Source organism: Deltaproteobacteria bacterium (genome assembly GCA_015233135.1).
Lineage (GTDB): Bacteria > UBA10199 > UBA10199 > JADFYH01 > JADFYH01 > JADFYH01.
Genome location: JADFYH010000027.1, coordinates 25004 through 41987, shown reverse-complemented (window position 1 = coordinate 41987; position 16984 = coordinate 25004). Strand labels below are relative to the sequence as shown.

General features: G+C 43.7%; 14 protein-coding genes and 1 tRNA gene. 9 read left to right on the top strand and 6 right to left on the bottom strand.

Translation table 11 applies throughout. The annotated features are described in order from the left end of the window. The 7 genes from HQM15_09235 to HQM15_09205 all read left to right on the top strand — a co-directional run. Nucleotides 1–1443 (top strand): hypothetical protein (locus HQM15_09235; GenBank protein MBF0492950.1); only part of this gene is annotated, 1443 nt, incomplete at its 5' end. A gap of 204 nt (nt 1444–1647) precedes the next feature. Further along, the gene (locus HQM15_09230; protein ID MBF0492949.1) at nt 1648–1854 is read left to right on the top strand and encodes a hypothetical protein; all 207 of its coding nucleotides are present in this window, start codon (nt 1648–1650) and stop codon (nt 1852–1854) included. Next, the gene (locus HQM15_09225; GenBank protein MBF0492948.1) at nt 1838–2242 is read left to right on the top strand and encodes a PIN domain-containing protein; all 405 of its coding nucleotides are present in this window, start codon (nt 1838–1840) and stop codon (nt 2240–2242) included. The genes HQM15_09230 and HQM15_09225 overlap by 17 nt, the downstream gene beginning before the upstream one ends. Before the next feature lie 68 nt (nt 2243–2310). After that, complete coding sequence (locus HQM15_09220) at nt 2311–3897, top strand: citramalate synthase (GenBank protein ID MBF0492947.1); 1587 nt, start codon at nt 2311–2313, stop codon at nt 3895–3897. Then, nucleotides 3898–4302 carry a helix-hairpin-helix domain-containing protein gene (locus HQM15_09215; protein MBF0492946.1) on the top strand — a complete coding sequence of 135 codons (405 nt, stop codon included), beginning with the start codon at nt 3898–3900 and terminating at the stop codon, nt 4300–4302. An 88-nt stretch (nt 4303–4390) separates the two neighbouring features. Further along, the gene (locus HQM15_09210) at nt 4391–5674 is read left to right on the top strand and encodes an OmpA family protein (GenBank protein ID MBF0492945.1); all 1284 of its coding nucleotides are present in this window, start codon (nt 4391–4393) and stop codon (nt 5672–5674) included. Between the two features lie 84 nt (nt 5675–5758). Continuing rightward, the gene (locus tag HQM15_09205) at nt 5759–6301 is read left to right on the top strand and encodes a hypothetical protein (GenBank protein MBF0492944.1); all 543 of its coding nucleotides are present in this window, start codon (nt 5759–5761) and stop codon (nt 6299–6301) included. Here HQM15_09205 and HQM15_09200 read toward each other — a convergent pair. The 6 genes from HQM15_09200 to glmS form a co-directional block, all read right to left on the bottom strand. Further along, the gene (locus tag HQM15_09200) at nt 6298–6867 is read right to left on the bottom strand and encodes an ArsR family transcriptional regulator (protein MBF0492943.1); all 570 of its coding nucleotides are present in this window, start codon (nt 6865–6867) and stop codon (nt 6298–6300) included. The two genes, HQM15_09205 and HQM15_09200, sit on opposite strands and share 4 nt — an antisense overlap. A gap of 1 nt (nt 6868) precedes the next feature. After that, nucleotides 6869–6955: transfer RNA gene (locus HQM15_09195), tRNA-Ser, on the bottom strand. Beyond that, complete coding sequence (locus HQM15_09190; protein ID MBF0492942.1) at nt 6934–7980, bottom strand: class I SAM-dependent RNA methyltransferase; 1047 nt, start codon at nt 7978–7980, stop codon at nt 6934–6936. The genes HQM15_09195 and HQM15_09190 overlap by 22 nt, the downstream gene beginning before the upstream one ends. 195 nt (nt 7981–8175) lie before the next feature. After that, on the bottom strand, nt 8176–10446 hold the full coding sequence (locus HQM15_09185; GenBank protein MBF0492941.1) for a UvrD-helicase domain-containing protein: 2271 nt from the start codon (nt 10444–10446) through the stop codon (nt 8176–8178). 2 nt (nt 10447–10448) lie between these two features. Then, nucleotides 10449–10934, bottom strand: a complete 486-nt coding sequence (locus HQM15_09180; protein ID MBF0492940.1) for a type II toxin-antitoxin system VapC family toxin — start codon at nt 10932–10934, stop codon at nt 10449–10451. Between the two features lie 236 nt (nt 10935–11170). Further along, nucleotides 11171–12997 (bottom strand): glutamine--fructose-6-phosphate transaminase (isomerizing), encoded by a 1827-nt coding sequence (glmS, locus tag HQM15_09175; GenBank protein ID MBF0492939.1) that lies wholly within the window; start codon nt 12995–12997, stop codon nt 11171–11173. Nucleotides 12998–13120: 123 nt separating this feature from the next. On the opposite strand from glmS, the gene HQM15_09170 reads away from it, so the two are divergent. Both HQM15_09170 and HQM15_09165 read left to right on the top strand, forming a co-directional pair. After that, a complete protein-coding gene (locus HQM15_09170) occupies nt 13121–15889 on the top strand; it encodes a hypothetical protein (GenBank protein MBF0492938.1) in 2769 nt (922 codons plus the stop codon). A gap of 137 nt (nt 15890–16026) precedes the next feature. Further along, nucleotides 16027–16983, top strand: a complete 957-nt coding sequence (locus tag HQM15_09165; GenBank protein MBF0492937.1) for a hypothetical protein — start codon at nt 16027–16029, stop codon at nt 16981–16983. Nucleotide 16984 lies beyond the last annotated feature (1 nt).

Here is a 16984-nt window from a genome sequence, read left to right as displayed (position 1 = left end):
TCTGCCTATGTTTCTCAAAATGCTGCAAACCGCTATGCTCAAGCCCCCCAAGTACCTTCAAGAAATTTTTGGACCCGGGGTTGGGAGAATTTTTCCATTTTTGATTTGATCCCTGGCGTAGGCTGTTCAGCCAGTTTAGGTGTGAATGAATCCAATGCAGATGCTGGGCTGAGTCCCGACGCCACCCCGCGTTCAGATGCTGCTCTGACAGATGCTAGGAATCGTGATGTGGTTTCGGATACTGGCGATACTGGATTCCAGTCTGTCTGCGATACCTATGCTCCATTTACGCCTCTGGCCCCTGTTCGCCCCAACACACCTTTAAACAATATTGTTTTAGGGGGCCCCAACGGAGAGTTTGTTTGTTATCAGGAATGGAACTGGGTTCCTGCAAGAGACCCTATTCCAGGGTACGGTTCTCCGTATGTCGATGGGTATGCCATTTTAAACCGTGTTACCGGTGCAATCACTCGCCTGAATGTCATTCATCGTGAAGACGCTTATGCTAGAAACTGCTCCTTCTCCGATGATGGCCGCTATGTAGTGGTGCTGGAGAGTCCCCACGCAGCAGGTCCTGAACAAATTGTACTTTATGATCTGCAAGATCCTGCTTCACCAAGGCGTATTACAGTGACAGCAGGGAATGATTCAAGTGTTGCAGGAGTGATCTCCTCTGATGGAACCAGACTCTACTTTGTTTCCCATGCCACCGATCTGACAAGCGAGCCGAATCCTCATGGTGGAATTTTTCAGTATGATGTGCGTACAGGAAGGTTGAATCGATTGCCACTTCCCAATGTTTACTTTAATAGTGTTGAATATGGGATTGATCTTAATAGGCCTGCGTTGTCTTTGAGTGCAGATGGCCGTCGTCTGGCCTTTGTGGCCATGTCGAGTGTGACTTCTGCCATTCCGCAAATTTATCTCGCCGATCTGGAGACGTATCATATCTCGCAGATTTCTTCTGCATCAAACTACTCTGCTTTGCCCTTTACTTCAGGCACTGGCCATCGCGTTTTGTTTACTTCTTCTAGTGGCGGTGGTGTTTTTTTATGGGAAGAAGGAAGCGGTTTGCGTCTTGTGAGCACTGCTCCTGATGGAAGCCCTTTGCGTTACGGTAATATTGGGTCTGGAATCAGTCGCGATGGCACTCGTGTGGCTATGAGCGCACAGGACTCTCGAGTGGTGCCTGGTGCTTGGCCTACATTGCCTGGTCGTCAAGATGCTTTTACGGAGCTTGTTGTTCTTAATCTCAGTACAGGGCGACGTAACTTGGTTTACCAAAATTTATGCCTGGGCATTCGATTTGGAATGGGCGCCATTTCTGCCGATGGGCACTTTGGTATAGGTTCTTTCGCGGGTTTCTATGATAGGGGGGATGCTAATAGTTTTTATATGTATCCTTTGCTTGGATTTTCGGTGGATCATTTTTTGAATCCTTAGGCGTCTGTGAATTTGGAAAAATGATACGATCGCATTGGGGAATTGAGAATAAATTACATTGGCGATTAGATGTTTCATTATTGGAGTTCTGCTTTAGGTCAACATCTCTCGGTATTTTTCAGGTAATTTTTTTCAATCCCCTTATCCTTTGATACTTGCTTTTGTCCGACAAAATCTCTACCCTCGCAAGACAAAGGAGAAATTATGATTCATTCAGAATTGAGCAAAGTTTCTTTGCGTATTCCTAAAACAATTATCAAAAGCATTACGCAAATTTATCCCAAAGATTCGCTTTCCGAAATTATTCGCATGACTTTGTTGCAGGAGATTGAAAGAAAAAAAGTCATGAAAGAACATCTGAAACGCTATGGTAAATTCAAGCCGGAGCATTTTGATGAAAGCATTCTTTGATACCAACGTTTATGTGAATACTTTCTTCAGGCCTGTTTTACCCAAAGCACAATTCGAGTCTTATTTTAAGTCTTATGAAGTATGGATTTGTCCTCTCGTAAAACATGAACTGTTATTGGGAACGATTCATCCAAAAACCAAAGCCGATTTGGAAAAGTTTTTCTTGGCCTGCCCCACTTTTGAAGCCCCTGATCGCGAAATGTGGAATCAGGCCACTGAGCTTATGAAAAAAATGAAATGGAAGGAAAGTAAACATCAAAACGATGTATTGATTGCCCTAACGGCTTGCCGAGAATCTGCCTTATTATTTTCATACGATAAAATTTTCAAGATTCTCCAAAAAGAATTGAGTTTTTCCTTTCAATGTTTGGAAGAGAAAAAGCATTAAATTTATCTTAAATTCTTTTGTTTTCCCTCATTGCATTTTTTTCATAAAGCCATTATCCCAATTGCCTTATGAAAGACCTCGTCCAAATCTACGACACCACCCTCCGCGACGGCACGCAGGCGGAAGAGGTTGCTTTCACGGTAGAAGACAAGCTCGCCATCGCGAAAAAATTGGATGAGCTGGGTGTCCACTATATTGAGGCCGGCTGGCCGGGTTCTAATCCTCGTGATCTTGATTTCTTCAGGCAAGCGACAAAGCTCAAGCTCAAGAAAGCAAAAATCACCGCTTTTGGCTCCACGCGAAAATCTTCGATCCCCGCGCATCTGGATCCTAATTTAAAGGCGCTGCTTGATTCCAAGGCCAGCGTGATTACTATTTTCGGCAAGAGCTGGGATTTTCACGTCAAAGAAGCCCTAAAAATTTCTCTCCACGAAAATCTCAAGCTCATTGAAGACTCCATCCAGTTTCTGAAAAAAAATTCGGAGGAAGTGATTTACGATGCCGAGCATTTTTTTGATGGATACAGGGCCAATCCGGATTATGCCTTAAAAACCCTGGAAGCTGCTCTTCGAGGAGGGGCAGACTGGCTCATCCTCTGCGAAACTAATGGGGGGAGGCTTCCTGAGGAAGTGTTTGAAATTTTTTCGCAGGTGAAAGAAGTGTTTGACGTCCCTTTGGGTATTCATTGCCACAACGATGGGGAATTGGGCGTAGCCAATAGTTTGGCGGCGGTGAGGGCAGGGGCGCGTCAGGTGCATGGCACCATCAACGGCATTGGTGAACGCTGCGGCAATGCGAATCTCATTTCGATTATCCCCAATCTGGAACTCAAAATGGGATATGCAAGCGTAGGGGAGAGATCGCTCAAAAAACTGCGAGAGACCTCCCATTTTGTGTCCGAGCTGATGAATGTTCAAGTTCCCACCCATCAGGCCTTTGTGGGGAACTCCGCTTTTGCCCATAAGGGGGGAATTCACGTCAGTGCAGTGATGAAAAATCCAAAGACTTATGAACACATCAACCCCGAAGCAGTAGGCAATGTACGCCGTGTACTGGTTTCCGATCTGTCCGGGGTTTCAAATATTGTCTACAAGGCCAAGGAGTTTGGATTAAAGCTCGATTCAAAAGATGAGCGAATCAAAAATCTTCTGAAAGAAATGAAGGAGCTTGAGAATAAAGGTTTCCAATTTGAAGGGGCCGAGGCCTCTTTCGAGATTCTACTAAAGAAGGCCTTGGGGAGTTATAAAAGTTTTTTTAGACTCATTAGTTTTCGGGTGGTGGATGAAAAAAAACTGAATGAAGCAAATCCCTTGTCCAGTGCCAGCATCGAAATCGAAGTGGAAGGCCAAAAAGAAAGTTCTACTGCGATGGGTCATGGTCCAGTAAACGCTCTGGATAAAGCCTTGAGGCGGGCCCTGGAGCGCTTTTATCCTTCGCTTAAAAAAGTAAAATTGATCGATTATAAAGTACGGGTCTTGCAAAGTGGATCGGGAACAGATTCAATTGTGCGGGTGTTAATCGAATCCAGTGATGGAAACCATCGTTGGGGAACCGTGGGAGTCTCTGAAAACATCATTCAAGCCTCCTGGATGGCACTGGTCGATAGCATGGAATACATGTTGCTTCGATATACCTCTAAAAAAAGGAGGGGCTGATTGTATCCTTCTTTCCTCAAGGCCTTCCTGTCTCTTTTTGTGCTCACCCTTTCTTATCTTGTCCCTTTTTTTGTGCATCCTTTTGGGCAGGATTTTAAACTGAAAAAAGAGTCTAACCCTTGGGTAAACCTCCTCCAATCTTCTCCACTCTTGTCTGAAGAGAGGGCCGAAGAAATTAATTCCCTCAGCGCCCCAGCACGATTGAGTTTAGGTGAAAAAATAAAACTCAATCAAGCCACAGTGAAAGATTTGGGATATCTCCCTGGTATTGGTGAAAAAACGGCGGAAAAAATTATTGCAGAACGCCAGCGAGTGGGGGCTTTTAAGAAGTTGGAGGATTTAATGCACATTAAGGGAATAAAAGAAAAAAAGTTTGCTAAAATTAAACCCCAGTTGGAACTTTAGATTGACACTCTGTGTAAAGCCCTTCTACAAGTAGTATGCCGAGTATAGGCACATTTATAATTTGCATTTTTTTCAAGGAGGAAAAAGCATGAAACATAAGAACAAACTCAAGGTATTTGCTCTGGCGATCTTGATGTCCGTGTCATCCGTCGCAAAGGCGGAATTGGTGTCTGTGTTTGATGCCATCAACTTCAAGCCCGCAGTAGATTCGTCCAAATTTATAACTCTTTATGATGCTGAATTGCGTCCTGCTGGTGAGTGGAATACAGGATTTTATATCGATTGGGCCCATCATCCTTTGGAGCTCGGAACCACAGGGGGGACCCGTAGTGCAGGGGTGCTGGACGATACCGTGTTTATAGATATTGGGGGCAGTTATAGTTTTACCAATTGGTTCACTGTTGGGGCGCGTGTCCCTGTGGGATACTACAACTACCTGGGATTAACCTCTACAGTGGCGCGCAGCCTGGATGAATCTTCTTTCTACCTGGGGGATGTGGCTCTCGATTTCAAATTCCGTTTACTAAAGAGTCAATATGTAAAACTAGCCGTAATTCCCTTTGTTGCTTTCCCAACCGGAAAGTCTACGACCTTTCTTGGTCAGGGAACTGTAACGGGGGGTGGAAAGATTGCCTTAGACTTTGATCCCCATGAAAAGGTAAAGATTGGTTTGAATGTAGGGTATCGCGTAAAAGACGAAGTGATTATTCGTGGGGCTGACATCAATGATAGCTTAAGTGCTGGTTTAGGGGTGAGCTGGAGAGTGCATGATAAAATCTCCTTAATTGCCGAAGGCCAAGTAGAGGGGGTTGTAAAAAACCTGTATTCAAGTGAAGTTCAAACCCCCGCTGAAGTAGGTGGAGCTGTTCGGATTCATGCCACTCCTAATTTGGATGTCACTGTGGGTGGCGGTGCTGGTTTGACCTTGGGTGTGGGAACGCCGGATTTTAGGACTTTCCTGGGTTTGAATTATACCCATCATAATAGCGAAGAAGCGCCTCCCCCTCCTGTCAAAAAAGAAATCAAAAAAATCGTGATCGATAAGGTGATCTATTTCAACTTTGACAAGTCGGATATCAAAAAAGAATCGATGGCTATTCTTGACGATGTGGCTTCCGTGTTGAAGTCCAATCCTCAAATCAAGAAAATTCGAGTTGAATCACATACCGATGCCATTGGGAGTGAAGCTTATAACCAGAAACTTTCTCAGCGTCGTGCAAATTCCACTGTAGCGTATCTGGTTTCCAAGGGAGTGGATACAAGTCGTCTTGAAGCGGTTGGATACGGTAAAACCCGTCCTATTGCAGATAACAAAACTGAAGCAGGTCGTGCGCAGAACAGGCGTTCGGAGTTTAATGTGGTTGAGCAGTAATTCCCTTTTTGCCTTAATAAAAATGCCTCGATTTATCGGGGCATTTTTTTTAACTTTTTTTTATATCTAGGATGGAGTGTACAAATGGACAACCTCTACTATAAGCATTGCAAAATAAAATCTTATAGTTTTCTTTCCTTCTTTTTAGTGGCTCTATTTATATCCGGTTGTAATTTTTTAGGAAATGCTTATCAGGAAAGTGGAAAGAAATTTTCTGAAAGGGTTATTTTAGAAAGTCCAGAACTTGCCCAGCAGATTTTTCACCTCGTTGAAACCCCGGAAGTCGGTTTTCGCAAAGAACAAGAGAAAAAACAATATCCAGACTGGATCAGCGGAGTTGATATTCAATTTTTCAATTGGAAACAGGATGGGAAAGAAGATTACACGGCCCAGGTAGTTGCAGAAGTTCATTCGAGCCCTTGGTTGCAGAAAAGAAAAGCCCTTTCTCCGGTTTCGGAAAAGGCAAACATACACCTTACTATTCGTTTTTATATCAAACATTGGCCAGCTCCTATTATTTTTTTTCCTGAAAGCAAAGATCTGGAACCCTATACTTGGGAGCTTACCTTGGTGGATGGAAAGGAAAGCAAGGCCAAGGGTTTCTTTAGAGATTATCTAAGTTACTAATCCTCAAAAATGATTTTGCGGATGAGCTCAATGTCCACGGACTTCCCTTGATAAAAATTCTCAAACACCCGGCTGGCGCCTTCGTAAAAGGTGGAAAGAATTTTTAGTTGGTTCAATAGAAAACTCAAGTCTTCGGGAGCTGTTGCTTTGCTATTCTCTATTTTCTGAAAAAGGTTTTTACACTTATTGATAATGCGAATGCTTTCATCCACCCCGGTTCGCAAGCGATCAAAAAAATCTCGGAACACTTGTTTGGGATATTCCCTCTTGGCCTCGTAATAATCTTTGCGAGTGCCTTTCACCCAAACTTTTTGAACCAGCTTACATTTTTCTAACAAACGAATGTTGATGCTCACATTCGATTTGCTGGTCTTGAGATGGTCTGCAATCTCATCCAGTGAAAGGGGTTTGGAAGAAAGAAAAAGCAGGGCATAAATTTGCCCTCCCACCTTACTCACCATCCCCAGCATATTGGCCGATATTTTTCCGGCAGCCTGAATAAAGGTATCCAGGGCTTTTTCATATTCGGGAGTAACGGCTTTGTTTTCGCTGACAATCTGTAACATACGGAGAGAGAGGGATTCGAACCCTCGGTACCTTTTCAGGCACGCCGGTTTTCAAGACCGGTGCAATCAACCACTCTGCCATCTCTCCAACTTTACCAAGGTTTCCAAATGATGGGTCTTTGGAAAAAAATCACAGGGAAAAATTTTGTCTATCTGCCATCCTGCCTGAATCAAGATTTTTAGATCTCGAATGAGGCTCACAGGATGACAAGAAAGATAAAACAGGGTTTTCAAGCTCGATTGAGCCAGGCAATTTGCGGCCTGCTCATGAAGCCCCTTTCGAGGGGGGTCTACCAAAGCCACTGTATTAGTTAAATCTGCTTTCTGTAATAAATTTTCAAGTAAATCTTCTACACGGCCTTCAATTATTTTCCAGCTCTTCATCTGATGCTGTTCCTGATTATATTTCGCCAGCCCAATGGAATAGGGATGTTCTTCAATCATCCAAACCTCTTTGATATGCCTGGCCATTAAAATAGAAAAAAGCCCTACGCCGCCATATAAATCCAGAAAAAGGGTTTCGGAATTCCAATTTTGCAATTCTAAAAGTTTTTTATAGAGAGGACTCAAAATGGAAAAATTGGCCTGAAAAAAAGTGGAGAGAGAAAAATAGATTTTTTGTCCTTCAACTTCAGTAAAGAGATAATCTTCCGGTTTTTGAACGAGTGATTTTCTTCCAATGCCTCCCCAATAAATTTTACCCTCTTCACTCACTTTTGCCACGATGCTGGCAATCTTGTAATTGGCGGGAAGTCTGGCAATAGCTGCTTCTCGTAGCTGAGGAATGAAGTCTGAAAGTTGTTCCATCGCAATGGCACAGCTTTCAATCGCTAATATTCTTTTGGGGGCTTCGCTAACAAATCCGAAAAAGTATTCTCGTCTTTTGTCTTTTCTCAGGCTGATGTCGAGTCGATGACGGTAGTGATATTCTTTGGGCGAGGGAAGAATCGGTAGAAAGGTAGACTCGGTAATTTGAAAATCTTCTTTCAAAAAAAGAGCTTTCAGTTCTTCTTCTTTGAAGCGAAGTTCTTCTGCATAGGGCAAATGCTGGTAACTGCAGCCACCGCAGGTGCCGAAGTAGGGACAGAGAATATGGGGGGAGGGGGGTATCATTGAGCGTTATTGACAAACTAATTCTTCCCCTCTCCCTCGAGGGGAGAGGGCAGGGTGAGGGTGATATTGGTGGAATCAAATTGAATCAAATGTCACCCCCTCCCTAACCCTCCCCCCTCAAGGGGGAGGGGATTTCTAATCCAAGTGGAGTCTGTCGACTTCTAGTCGACAGTGGTTGAAAAATAACAAATCTTTCTACATCAACTGCAAATTCGCATACTTCACCAGTAATCGCTTCAACTCCCCATTTTGAAACAACACCGTCAGCTTGGCATCACTGACATTTCCCTCAAAAACTTTAATAGTCCCAAAACCAAAAATAGGGTGTTTTACCTTTCGTCCGACTTGGTAAGGATTGTCACTATTGGTAGCGGAAGCGGATGAGCTGTTGTCCACCGTATGATTCCCCATTCCACTTCTTGAAGACGTAGCCTGTTCCTCTTGAAGATGGAGTAAGTTTTTGGGGACGTCTTCCAAAAATCGTGAGGGGAGATTCCACTGTTCCCTTCCATACAAAAGTCGTGTTTGAGCATGACTCATAAATAATTCTTTTTTGGCTCGGGTCATCCCTACATACATCAGCCGGCGTTCTTCATTCATTTCTTCGGGGCTTTCAAAGGAGCGCGTGTGAGGAAATAGACCTTCTTCCAGGCCCACTAAAAAGACATAATTAAATTCCAGTCCTTTTGCCAAATGCAGAGTCATCAAGGGGAGCACGCCTTTGCCGTCTTCCATTTTATCCAGATCAGAAGCGAGGGTGATTTGTTCCAAAAAGTGACTGAGTGTTCCTTGAGGATTAGAAATTTCAAAATCGGCGACTACGCTCAAAAGTTCTTGTAAATTTTCGAGACGACTTTCGGCTTCAATGGTTTTCTCGGCTTTGAGTTCTGCAATATAGCCTGTAGCTTCCATTAAACTCTTTACCCATTCTGAAAGTTTTTTATTGTTTGTCATCTCGAGTGAAGCGAGAGATCCAGTGGATGCAAGTGGAAGACCAACGGGATCTCTCTCCGGCGTTGCGGATCGAGATGACAGATTCTGATCTTCTAAGCTTGTTCTTAAAGTTTTTAATAATTCCAAAAATTTCAAAACTTCCTGAGCAGTCTTCCCGGCGATGCCTGCTTCCTGAGGGAAAGACAGTGCGTCAAAAAGATTGAGGCCACGTGCGCTCGCAAGGCTCTCCAATTTTTCAATACTTGTTTTTCCGATGCCACGGCCTGGCACATTGATAATTCGTTTGAGATGAAGACTATCTTGAGGATTTGAAATGATATACAAATAAGCCAGCATGTCTTTAATTTCGAGTCGGTCGTAAAAGCGGGTTCCTCCGACGATGATATAAGGCAGATTGTGCTTGCGCAGTTCATCTTCAAACACCCGCGACTGTGCATTGGTTCTGTAAAAGAGGGCGAATTGATTGAGAGAAATATTTTCTCTTTCACTAGTCTCCTTAATTTTCTGGACTACAAATGACGCTTCCCCTTTTTCACTTTTAGAAGTGAAGAGCGTAATTTTTTCACCTTCGTCATTTTCGGTCCAAAGCTGTTTGGGGCGTCTTCCCTCAATTTGGTTGACCACTGCATGAGCGGCTTTGAGAATCGTTTGAGTGGAGCGATAATTCTGTTCCAGCTTGATGACCGTGGCATCTTTAAAATCGAGCTCGAAATCCAGAATATTTTTAATATCCGCCCCCCGCCAGCGGTAGATGGATTGATCGTCATCTCCCACGACACATAAATTATGATGAGCTTGTGCAAGCAGTTTGATGAGACGGTATTGGGCATGGTTGGTGTCTTGGTATTCATCCACCAGAAGATAGCGAAAACGATCTTGATACAGTTTTAAAATCTCGGGATGTTGTTCAAAAAGTCGGACGGGCAATAAGAGTAGGTCTCCAAAATCGACGGAATTATTTTTGCGCAACTTTTCTTCATACCAGCTGTAAACCTGGGCGACCTTTTCATCAAAAAAATCATTATATTTTTTGCTATAGTTTTCAGGCGAGATAAGTTCATTTTTCGCATTGTTTATTTTTGCCTGAACACTGCGCGGGCTATAAATCTTCGGATTGATATTGAGTGTTTCCAAGGCCTCTTTGATGAGAGTCATTTGATCGCTATCGTCAAAGATAGTGAAATAGGGCCCCAGCCCGATTTTTTCGGCATGCCTCCTCAAGATTTTTACACCCGAAGAATGAAAGGTGGAAATCCAGACATCATCCGCTCGTGAGCCGAGTAGATGTCCAATGCGCTCTTTCATTTCCCCGGCGGCTTTGTTGGTAAAGGTGACCGCAAAAATGTTCCAGGGGCTCACTCCTTTTTCTTGGATCAAATAGGCAATACGATGAGTAAGGACGCGAGTTTTCCCTGATCCAGCACCGGCAAATACAAGCAGTGGGCCCTCAGTGTGGAGTACGGCTTCTTGTTGGGGAGGGTTGAGTTTTGCGACTAGGGACTGGGAATTCATTATTAGATGAGGTTTTTAAAAAAATTACCGCTTTTTAATCTGTAGATATCAAAATCAGAATCGAAGCTTAAGATTTGATTAATTCCAAGAGAGTTTCCAATACAAACCAATGAAGCATCTGCAAAATCCATTGGGACATTTTTATACTTCTTCATTAAACTTTGGCACTCCAGTAAATTTGCTATGGAAAGGTTTTCAAGAATTATTCCTTCTTCTTTTATCCAGCTGAATAAAATATCTATATTTTTTAAATTTTTCCTAAGCAAATAAATGACTTCACAAATTACAGGAAAGGTTGTTCGGTAGATGAAATTATTGAACTCAAGAAGACGTCTGTTTTTTTGAAAGTTTTGATCGTTTGGATCGAGTAAGGCGACTAGAGGTCCTGTATCGAGGAGAATGTTCGCTGTGTTCATCAAAAAACTCCCTAATATATTTTTTTGAGTTGGTTCCCAGGTCGGATTTTCCACTACCTTCAAGTGGGCCATATTTTTTGATAGCTTCTAAGTAGATTTCGTAGGCACTTTTTTTATTTTTTTTGACAATAGAGATACCAAAAAGCAATTCTAAGCCCCGTTTGATAACTTGACTTTTGCTCATTTGGTTACTCTTTGCCCATTGATCAATTTTTTTTTGAAGTTCTGGTTCAAAATGAAGGGTCATTGCCATAAAATTTCTCCTATTTATCATTTGCATTATAATTTTCAGCTTCGTCAAGAAGCTATTACTCCACCGTTACACTCTTCGCCAAATTTCTCGGCTGGTCTACATCGTGCCCTTTTTCGTTGGCAATGTGATACGCGAAGAGTTGCAAAGGAATAATTGCAAGCAGGGGATAAAAAAGATCTAGCGTTTTTGGTATTTCAATTACCGCTTTGCATTTTTGTTTCAAAGATTTTTCTTGTTCATTACAAATCGCCAAGACTTCCGCACCGCGTGCCAGCACTTCCTGAATATTCGAACTCATTTTTTCATAGCTTTCGTCCTGAGGAACCAAGGCAATGACCGGAGTTCCCTGATCGATCATGGCAATAGGGCCGTGCTTGAGTTCGCCGCCCGCATAGCCTTCGGCAAAAATGTAAGAAATCTCCTTAAGCTTCAGTGCCGCCTCCAAGGCGATGGGGTAAAGTAGGCCGCGCCCAATAAATAAAAACAAATTTGAATTCATGTAATGCAAGGCTAATTTTTTAATTTCCTCTGCTTGTTTTAAAACCAATTCCATTTTTTGGGGAAGTTCTGCAGTTTCTTGCAAGATGGTTTTTAATGCCTCTTTTGAAATTTTATTTTGATGATCGGCCCAGCAAAGTGAAACCAAGAGCAAGGCCTGCAGCTGAGTCAAAAAAGTTTTGGTGGCCGCTACCCCAATTTCAGGGCCTGCATGCGTGTAAAAAACTCCATTCGCTTCACGGGCAATGCTCGATTCTAAAACATTGCAGATGGCGTACACCGGCGCTTTTTGCAATTTTGCAGATTTTACTACGGTGAGGGTATCTGCGGTTTCTCCCGATTGAGAGATCACTATTAATAAAGTTTTGGAATTTAATATTGGTTTTCGATATCGAAACTCGGAAGCCACATCCACCACTACAGGAATTCTGGCCCATTTTTCCAAATAAAATTTTCCGACCAAGGCTGCATGATAACTGGTTCCACAGGCCACCAGATAAATAAGTTCAGGTGGATATTGATCGATGGTTTTTTTGAAATCCTCGAGTAGAATTTCGCTGTGATCGGCGGGCACTTTACCTCGCAAGGTATCGATGAAGGCGCGGGGGCCCTCAAAAATTTCTTTCAGCATGAAATGCTTGTAGCCTTCTTTTTCGGCCTGGGTCAGACTCCAATCGATATGCTTCGTCTCAAAATTGACGGTGTGTCCCTCGTTATTAAACACCTCAATTTTATCGGGTTGAAGGACTGCGATTTCTCCATCCTTCAAAAAAATAACTTCTCGCGTGTAAGGGAGCAGGGCAGGCACGTCCGAGGCGATAAAATTCTCTCCAAGGCCTTCACCCAAGACCAGCGGGCTTTGGTTACGGGCGACCAAAACTTGCTGCGTTTCTTTTTCATTTAAAATCGCCAGGGCGTAAGAACCTCGCACCCGCTTCAAAATATTTTGCAGTGCTTTAAAACTGGATTTGGTTTGTTGAAATTCTTCATTCATCAGATGGGCTAAAATTTCGGTATCGGTATCCGAAGAAAAAACATGTTTCTTTTTTTGCAGTGCTTCTTTGAGCTCCAGATAATTTTCAATGATGCCATTGTGGACTACCGTAAACAGGCCATAATGATGCGGATGCGCATTCTGTTCATTCGGTTTTCCATGAGTCGCCCAGCGGGTGTGTCCAATGCCTACATTTCCTGGCAGTGCATTTTTTTGCAGTTTGCTTTTCAGTTGCTTCAGTTTTCCCTCAGCACGGCAGATTTCTGTTTTATTTTGATGCAGGGTGGCAATCCCTGCCGAATCGTAACCGCGATATTCCAGACGGGTAAGGCCGTCAAAGATGATATCTGCTGCACTTTGTTTGCCGATATAGCCGACAATTCCACACATAAATATCCTTATTTATTAATGAGATGAGAATTCTTCATTTGGAATGATTATCGGGATCAATTTTTTTTAGCAACTAATTCCTCAAACAATCGATAAGTTCCCAAACCAGAGGAGGAGCTGTTTGTGGTCCATTCCAATATTACAACACTACGCGGGAATGATTTTGCTTCTTTGCGTCACCCTCAAAGTACGCTCGATCATCCTCGTGTGCCTGCGGATGCAAATGAGCTGGGGCAGATTTTATCTCAGTCCAATGAAAATATTCTTGGTCACATTGCGGCGCTTTTGCATCGAAATCAGGCCCAGGGCTTTGGTCGCGATTATGTCTCTCGCCTTTTTGCAAATCTCCCTTTTTTTCATGCCCACAACGAAGCCTTACCCCGTGCGCAACAAGACCTGGCCTTGGTGCAGTCGCTTTTGATTGCGCTCGAAGAAAGAAATTTGTCTTCGGGTCTGCGCTCGCAAGTACAAGAGCTGCGTCATACTTTTGATACCCTCGATGGTTTTATGGAAATGGATGCTACTTTTCGTCAAAGCACTTTTTTCTTTGCCCGTAATGGATTGGAGCGCTGGGGAGCAATCTTCAATTTGGCTTCGGCGTTAAGTGGCATGGCGGCCTCTGCCTTGGCAGTATGGGCGGGAGCACGGCAAAATTTTGCCCTGGGTCTTATTTCCGGTCTGGTGAATGCCAGCAGCCAAAGCGGTTTGCAGTTGCTTTATCGGCTGACGATTAACCATGAAAATTTCAGCGGCGAAATGGCGGCGGATTTGGGGCAGGCTGGCTACGATGCGCTGGTGTGCAGTCTGGTTTCTTATGGGATGGGAAGTCTGGGGACAAAACTCGGCATCACAGAAACTTCTTCAAGAGCAGTGAGGGCTTCCTGGGCGGTCGCAGAATTTGGCAGCGATGTGGGTGCCGAATATTTCAGTGGGCAGTTTGCTGCCCTCAGACGAATTGCAGGATATGAAACAACCGATTTAAGTCACCTCACTCTCAGGCGCATGGCTTATGGCTTAACGGCCAATGCCTTGGGAGAACTGCTAGGAGACGCCACTTCAAAACCCCTGCATCACTTTTCACCGCAGATGCATCACTGGGCCTTGCAGAATTCTATTGCAGTACCCGTCTCCCCCGAGGAATCGGGGGCCCATTCTCTTCAAACTTATCTCAGCACCCCTGCCTCCAACGAAATCTTTCCCGGCCAAGGGGATGAGCCTGCTAACGATAATGTACATCCCTCGGAAGAAGAACCTCATGTGATGCCTATTGCAGTAGGAGCAGAGGAATATGGGGATGTGAGAGGGACTTTGCTCCAACTTGTTTCTTCAGCTCATTCTTTGGAATTATCACCTCGTGCCATGGATGCTTCGGATCCTCGTGCACATAATGTTCGTCTTCTCGTAGAGGGTCTAGTTAGGGCGGGTATTCCCCATTGGAGAATTACAAACGCTTTTCTGCAGGCTACTGCTGTTTTGAAGAGTACAGAGGAACAAATATTTGCTCTTGAACTTTTCCTGTCAAGCCTGCGTGATGCTACTATTAAACAAAGTGCGGCTTTTCATATTGCCGAAGCCCTCTTGCCTCGTCTTCAGGTAGGCTCTCCGGAAGTGTTTGCCTTGGCCAAAATTCTAAATTCAGTTGTAGTTCTCTATTCTAATGATGGATTGGGACCGGGTTTTTTAATACGGCTTTATTTAGCTTGTCTTTCAAAGTTTGGAGCTAATTTGGAAGCCATATTAGAAGAACTTGGCAGGATAGCTGCCATGGCAACTGCGCCTCATTATGAGGATGAAGATTCAGAGGGTTTCTATAGGGCCCCTAGTGAACAAGAGGATCGGCGTAGAGGAGTAGAAGAAGCGCGGGCAAAGGCGGCCCGCGGGCGCTTAGAAGAAATGCTGATGGATCAATTGATCGGTGGTCGGAATGCTGAGTTCGTAAGTTCTATGAAAGCCTTGTACGCGTACTGGAAGAATACCGCTTACAATGAAAAATGTAGAGGGGTTGCTTGCAATCTATTTAAAAAACATTTTTCAAAACTGCTCCACTTACTCAGTGTATCTCGTTGGGAGGAATGTAAAGAAACTTTGAAAGCTGTTTTATTAGAGCCAAGATTTGACCCCGATTTTCGTACTAGTATCCAAAAATTCATTGCTAATATAGTAGATCATAGAAGAACTTCGGAGCTTGAACTGCTTATTCGCGAGCTTATTCCTCAGGCAGATAAAGGGGGAATGCTAAGACGAATATTTTTGGAGGATCATTCTGAAAATAATCCTTATCTTCATCTGCTTCAACACATCCATTGGTCAGAGACTGATGCAAAGCCCGTGGTAGAGTTTTGGTTAACACTTTTAGAATTGGACAAAAGAGAACGCTATTATGGCCGTGCTTATTTGATGGGATTTCTTTCCGGGCTTTGGGCAATAGTTTTTTCTGCAGCCTTTAAAGATTCGCCCTTTAGAGAAGGGCGTTTACTATTGTTGGATGCCCTAACCGGACCCGAAGAACTTTTAACTTTTTTGGAAGAATTCAAAGGCCCGGTTCTATCGGAAGAAGAGTATTTCCATCTCTTGCCAAGGCTGGAAGAAATTTACTTACAGCGCCCAGAATTGCGTGACCGATTAACGCGTTCAAGGCTTTACCGCTGTCTCAAGGTCTTTTTCCCATGGATAGAACATCTTTTGGCAGCTGCCGCTCCTGAAGTGCCTCAGTTTTTATCGATCTTTAAAATTGAGTTGAGGGGCTGTTCTCATATTGATGTTGCAGGCTACGCCGCAGCTCATCCAGACTCTGCCTTTCAGATTTTTTATGCTTATTACCAGGCAGGTTTGCCCTTAGACCATCCTGAGACTGTGAGAGCCTATCTTGAGGCGGAAGACCGGGATTTTTAGAGAATCTTGTAGAAATCGCTATCCCTTATGCTTATGGGAAAAAACATATTCGATCGGATGATCCTGTTTCTCTGAGAGAGGCCTATCTGGCTTTTGCAGCTTATGGTGCTTTTTCATGGGCACAATTACAAGATCGAATGCAGGGGGCTCTTGAACATTCTGGTCGCCACATTAAAACACCTCAATCCTTTCAATTTGAAATTGCAGATCAAAATGTGGCTGTGGTTTTTTGTGAAGAAAACGCCCTCGATCGAATGCTGATCACAGGATGTCCAGGGAAGCAGATCGCGCGCATTATCGTGAATGGCTTGTGGCGAGGTGTTGTGGCTATCAACGAAGGCGAACACGAATCTCGCAAGGCCTGGTTGATTCAATTGGATTTGGGCGTTCGTAGTCCTATCACGGCAAATCAACTGTTAATGGGGCTTGCTGCAGGATTCGGTAATATCGCCAGACACGATCCCGAAGTCGATTTTGTGCTTTGTATACAGGGGAACAATCGTGAAGTGTTTTGGTCGAGAGAGACGGACTCTGAACAAATTCCCTTGGTGGAGAGAATCATTCAACAAGGAGATGGAGCAATATTTCCTACAGATAAAAATGCAACGATAAGGCTTTTTTCGGAATTGTTACAGTTTTTAACAAACAAAGACAAAAAGGCAAAAGACAGAAAAACTGCCTCACGATTATTAATAGGCTTGTTCCCCAGTTTAGGCCGTACTGCGACTGAGTTTGCGGAGATTGTCGATCTTCTTCTCATGGAAGAAGATCTTGATCATTTGAGCAAGAAACTTCTCGAAAATTTAAGAAGCATGTGTAGTGATGAAGAGGAGGCAGAAGACAGAACAGAATCTTCCTCTGTATCTGGCAACACACCTGCTGGGAATTCTTTATTAAGCATACTTGCCACTTTAGGTGTGGGCGCCTTAACTGCGTTTGTCGCAGGAAGAGCGAGGAGTGCAGTAATGCAAAGCCCTACTCCAATTGCCCAACTTCCGGATGGATCCGATCGAATACGCTTGGATTTGGGAGAAACCAGGACAGCTGTAAACATCTTTCAATCTCCCCTAGACAAGTTCCCTAAGTGCCGATAAA

Coding starts and splice junctions, on each gene's coding strand:
- HQM15_09165 (MBF0492937.1), top strand. CDS start 16,027: ATGCAGGGGGCTCTTGAACATTCTGGTCGCCACATTAAAACACCTCAA.
- HQM15_09205 (MBF0492944.1), top strand. CDS start 5,759: ATGGACAACCTCTACTATAAGCATTGCAAAATAAAATCTTATAGTTTT.
- HQM15_09230 (MBF0492949.1), top strand. CDS start 1,648: ATGATTCATTCAGAATTGAGCAAAGTTTCTTTGCGTATTCCTAAAACA.
- HQM15_09200 (MBF0492943.1), bottom strand. CDS start 6,867: ATGTTACAGATTGTCAGCGAAAACAAAGCCGTTACTCCCGAATATGAA.
- HQM15_09225 (MBF0492948.1), top strand. CDS start 1,838: ATGAAAGCATTCTTTGATACCAACGTTTATGTGAATACTTTCTTCAGG.
- HQM15_09210 (MBF0492945.1), top strand. CDS start 4,391: ATGAAACATAAGAACAAACTCAAGGTATTTGCTCTGGCGATCTTGATG.
- HQM15_09180 (MBF0492940.1), bottom strand. CDS start 10,934: ATGGCCCACTTGAAGGTAGTGGAAAATCCGACCTGGGAACCAACTCAA.
- HQM15_09220 (MBF0492947.1), top strand. CDS start 2,311: ATGAAAGACCTCGTCCAAATCTACGACACCACCCTCCGCGACGGCACG.
- HQM15_09190 (MBF0492942.1), bottom strand. CDS start 7,980: ATGATACCCCCCTCCCCCCATATTCTCTGTCCCTACTTCGGCACCTGC.
- HQM15_09185 (MBF0492941.1), bottom strand. CDS start 10,446: ATGAATTCCCAGTCCCTAGTCGCAAAACTCAACCCTCCCCAACAAGAA.
- glmS (MBF0492939.1), bottom strand. CDS start 12,997: ATGTGTGGAATTGTCGGCTATATCGGCAAACAAAGTGCAGCAGATATC.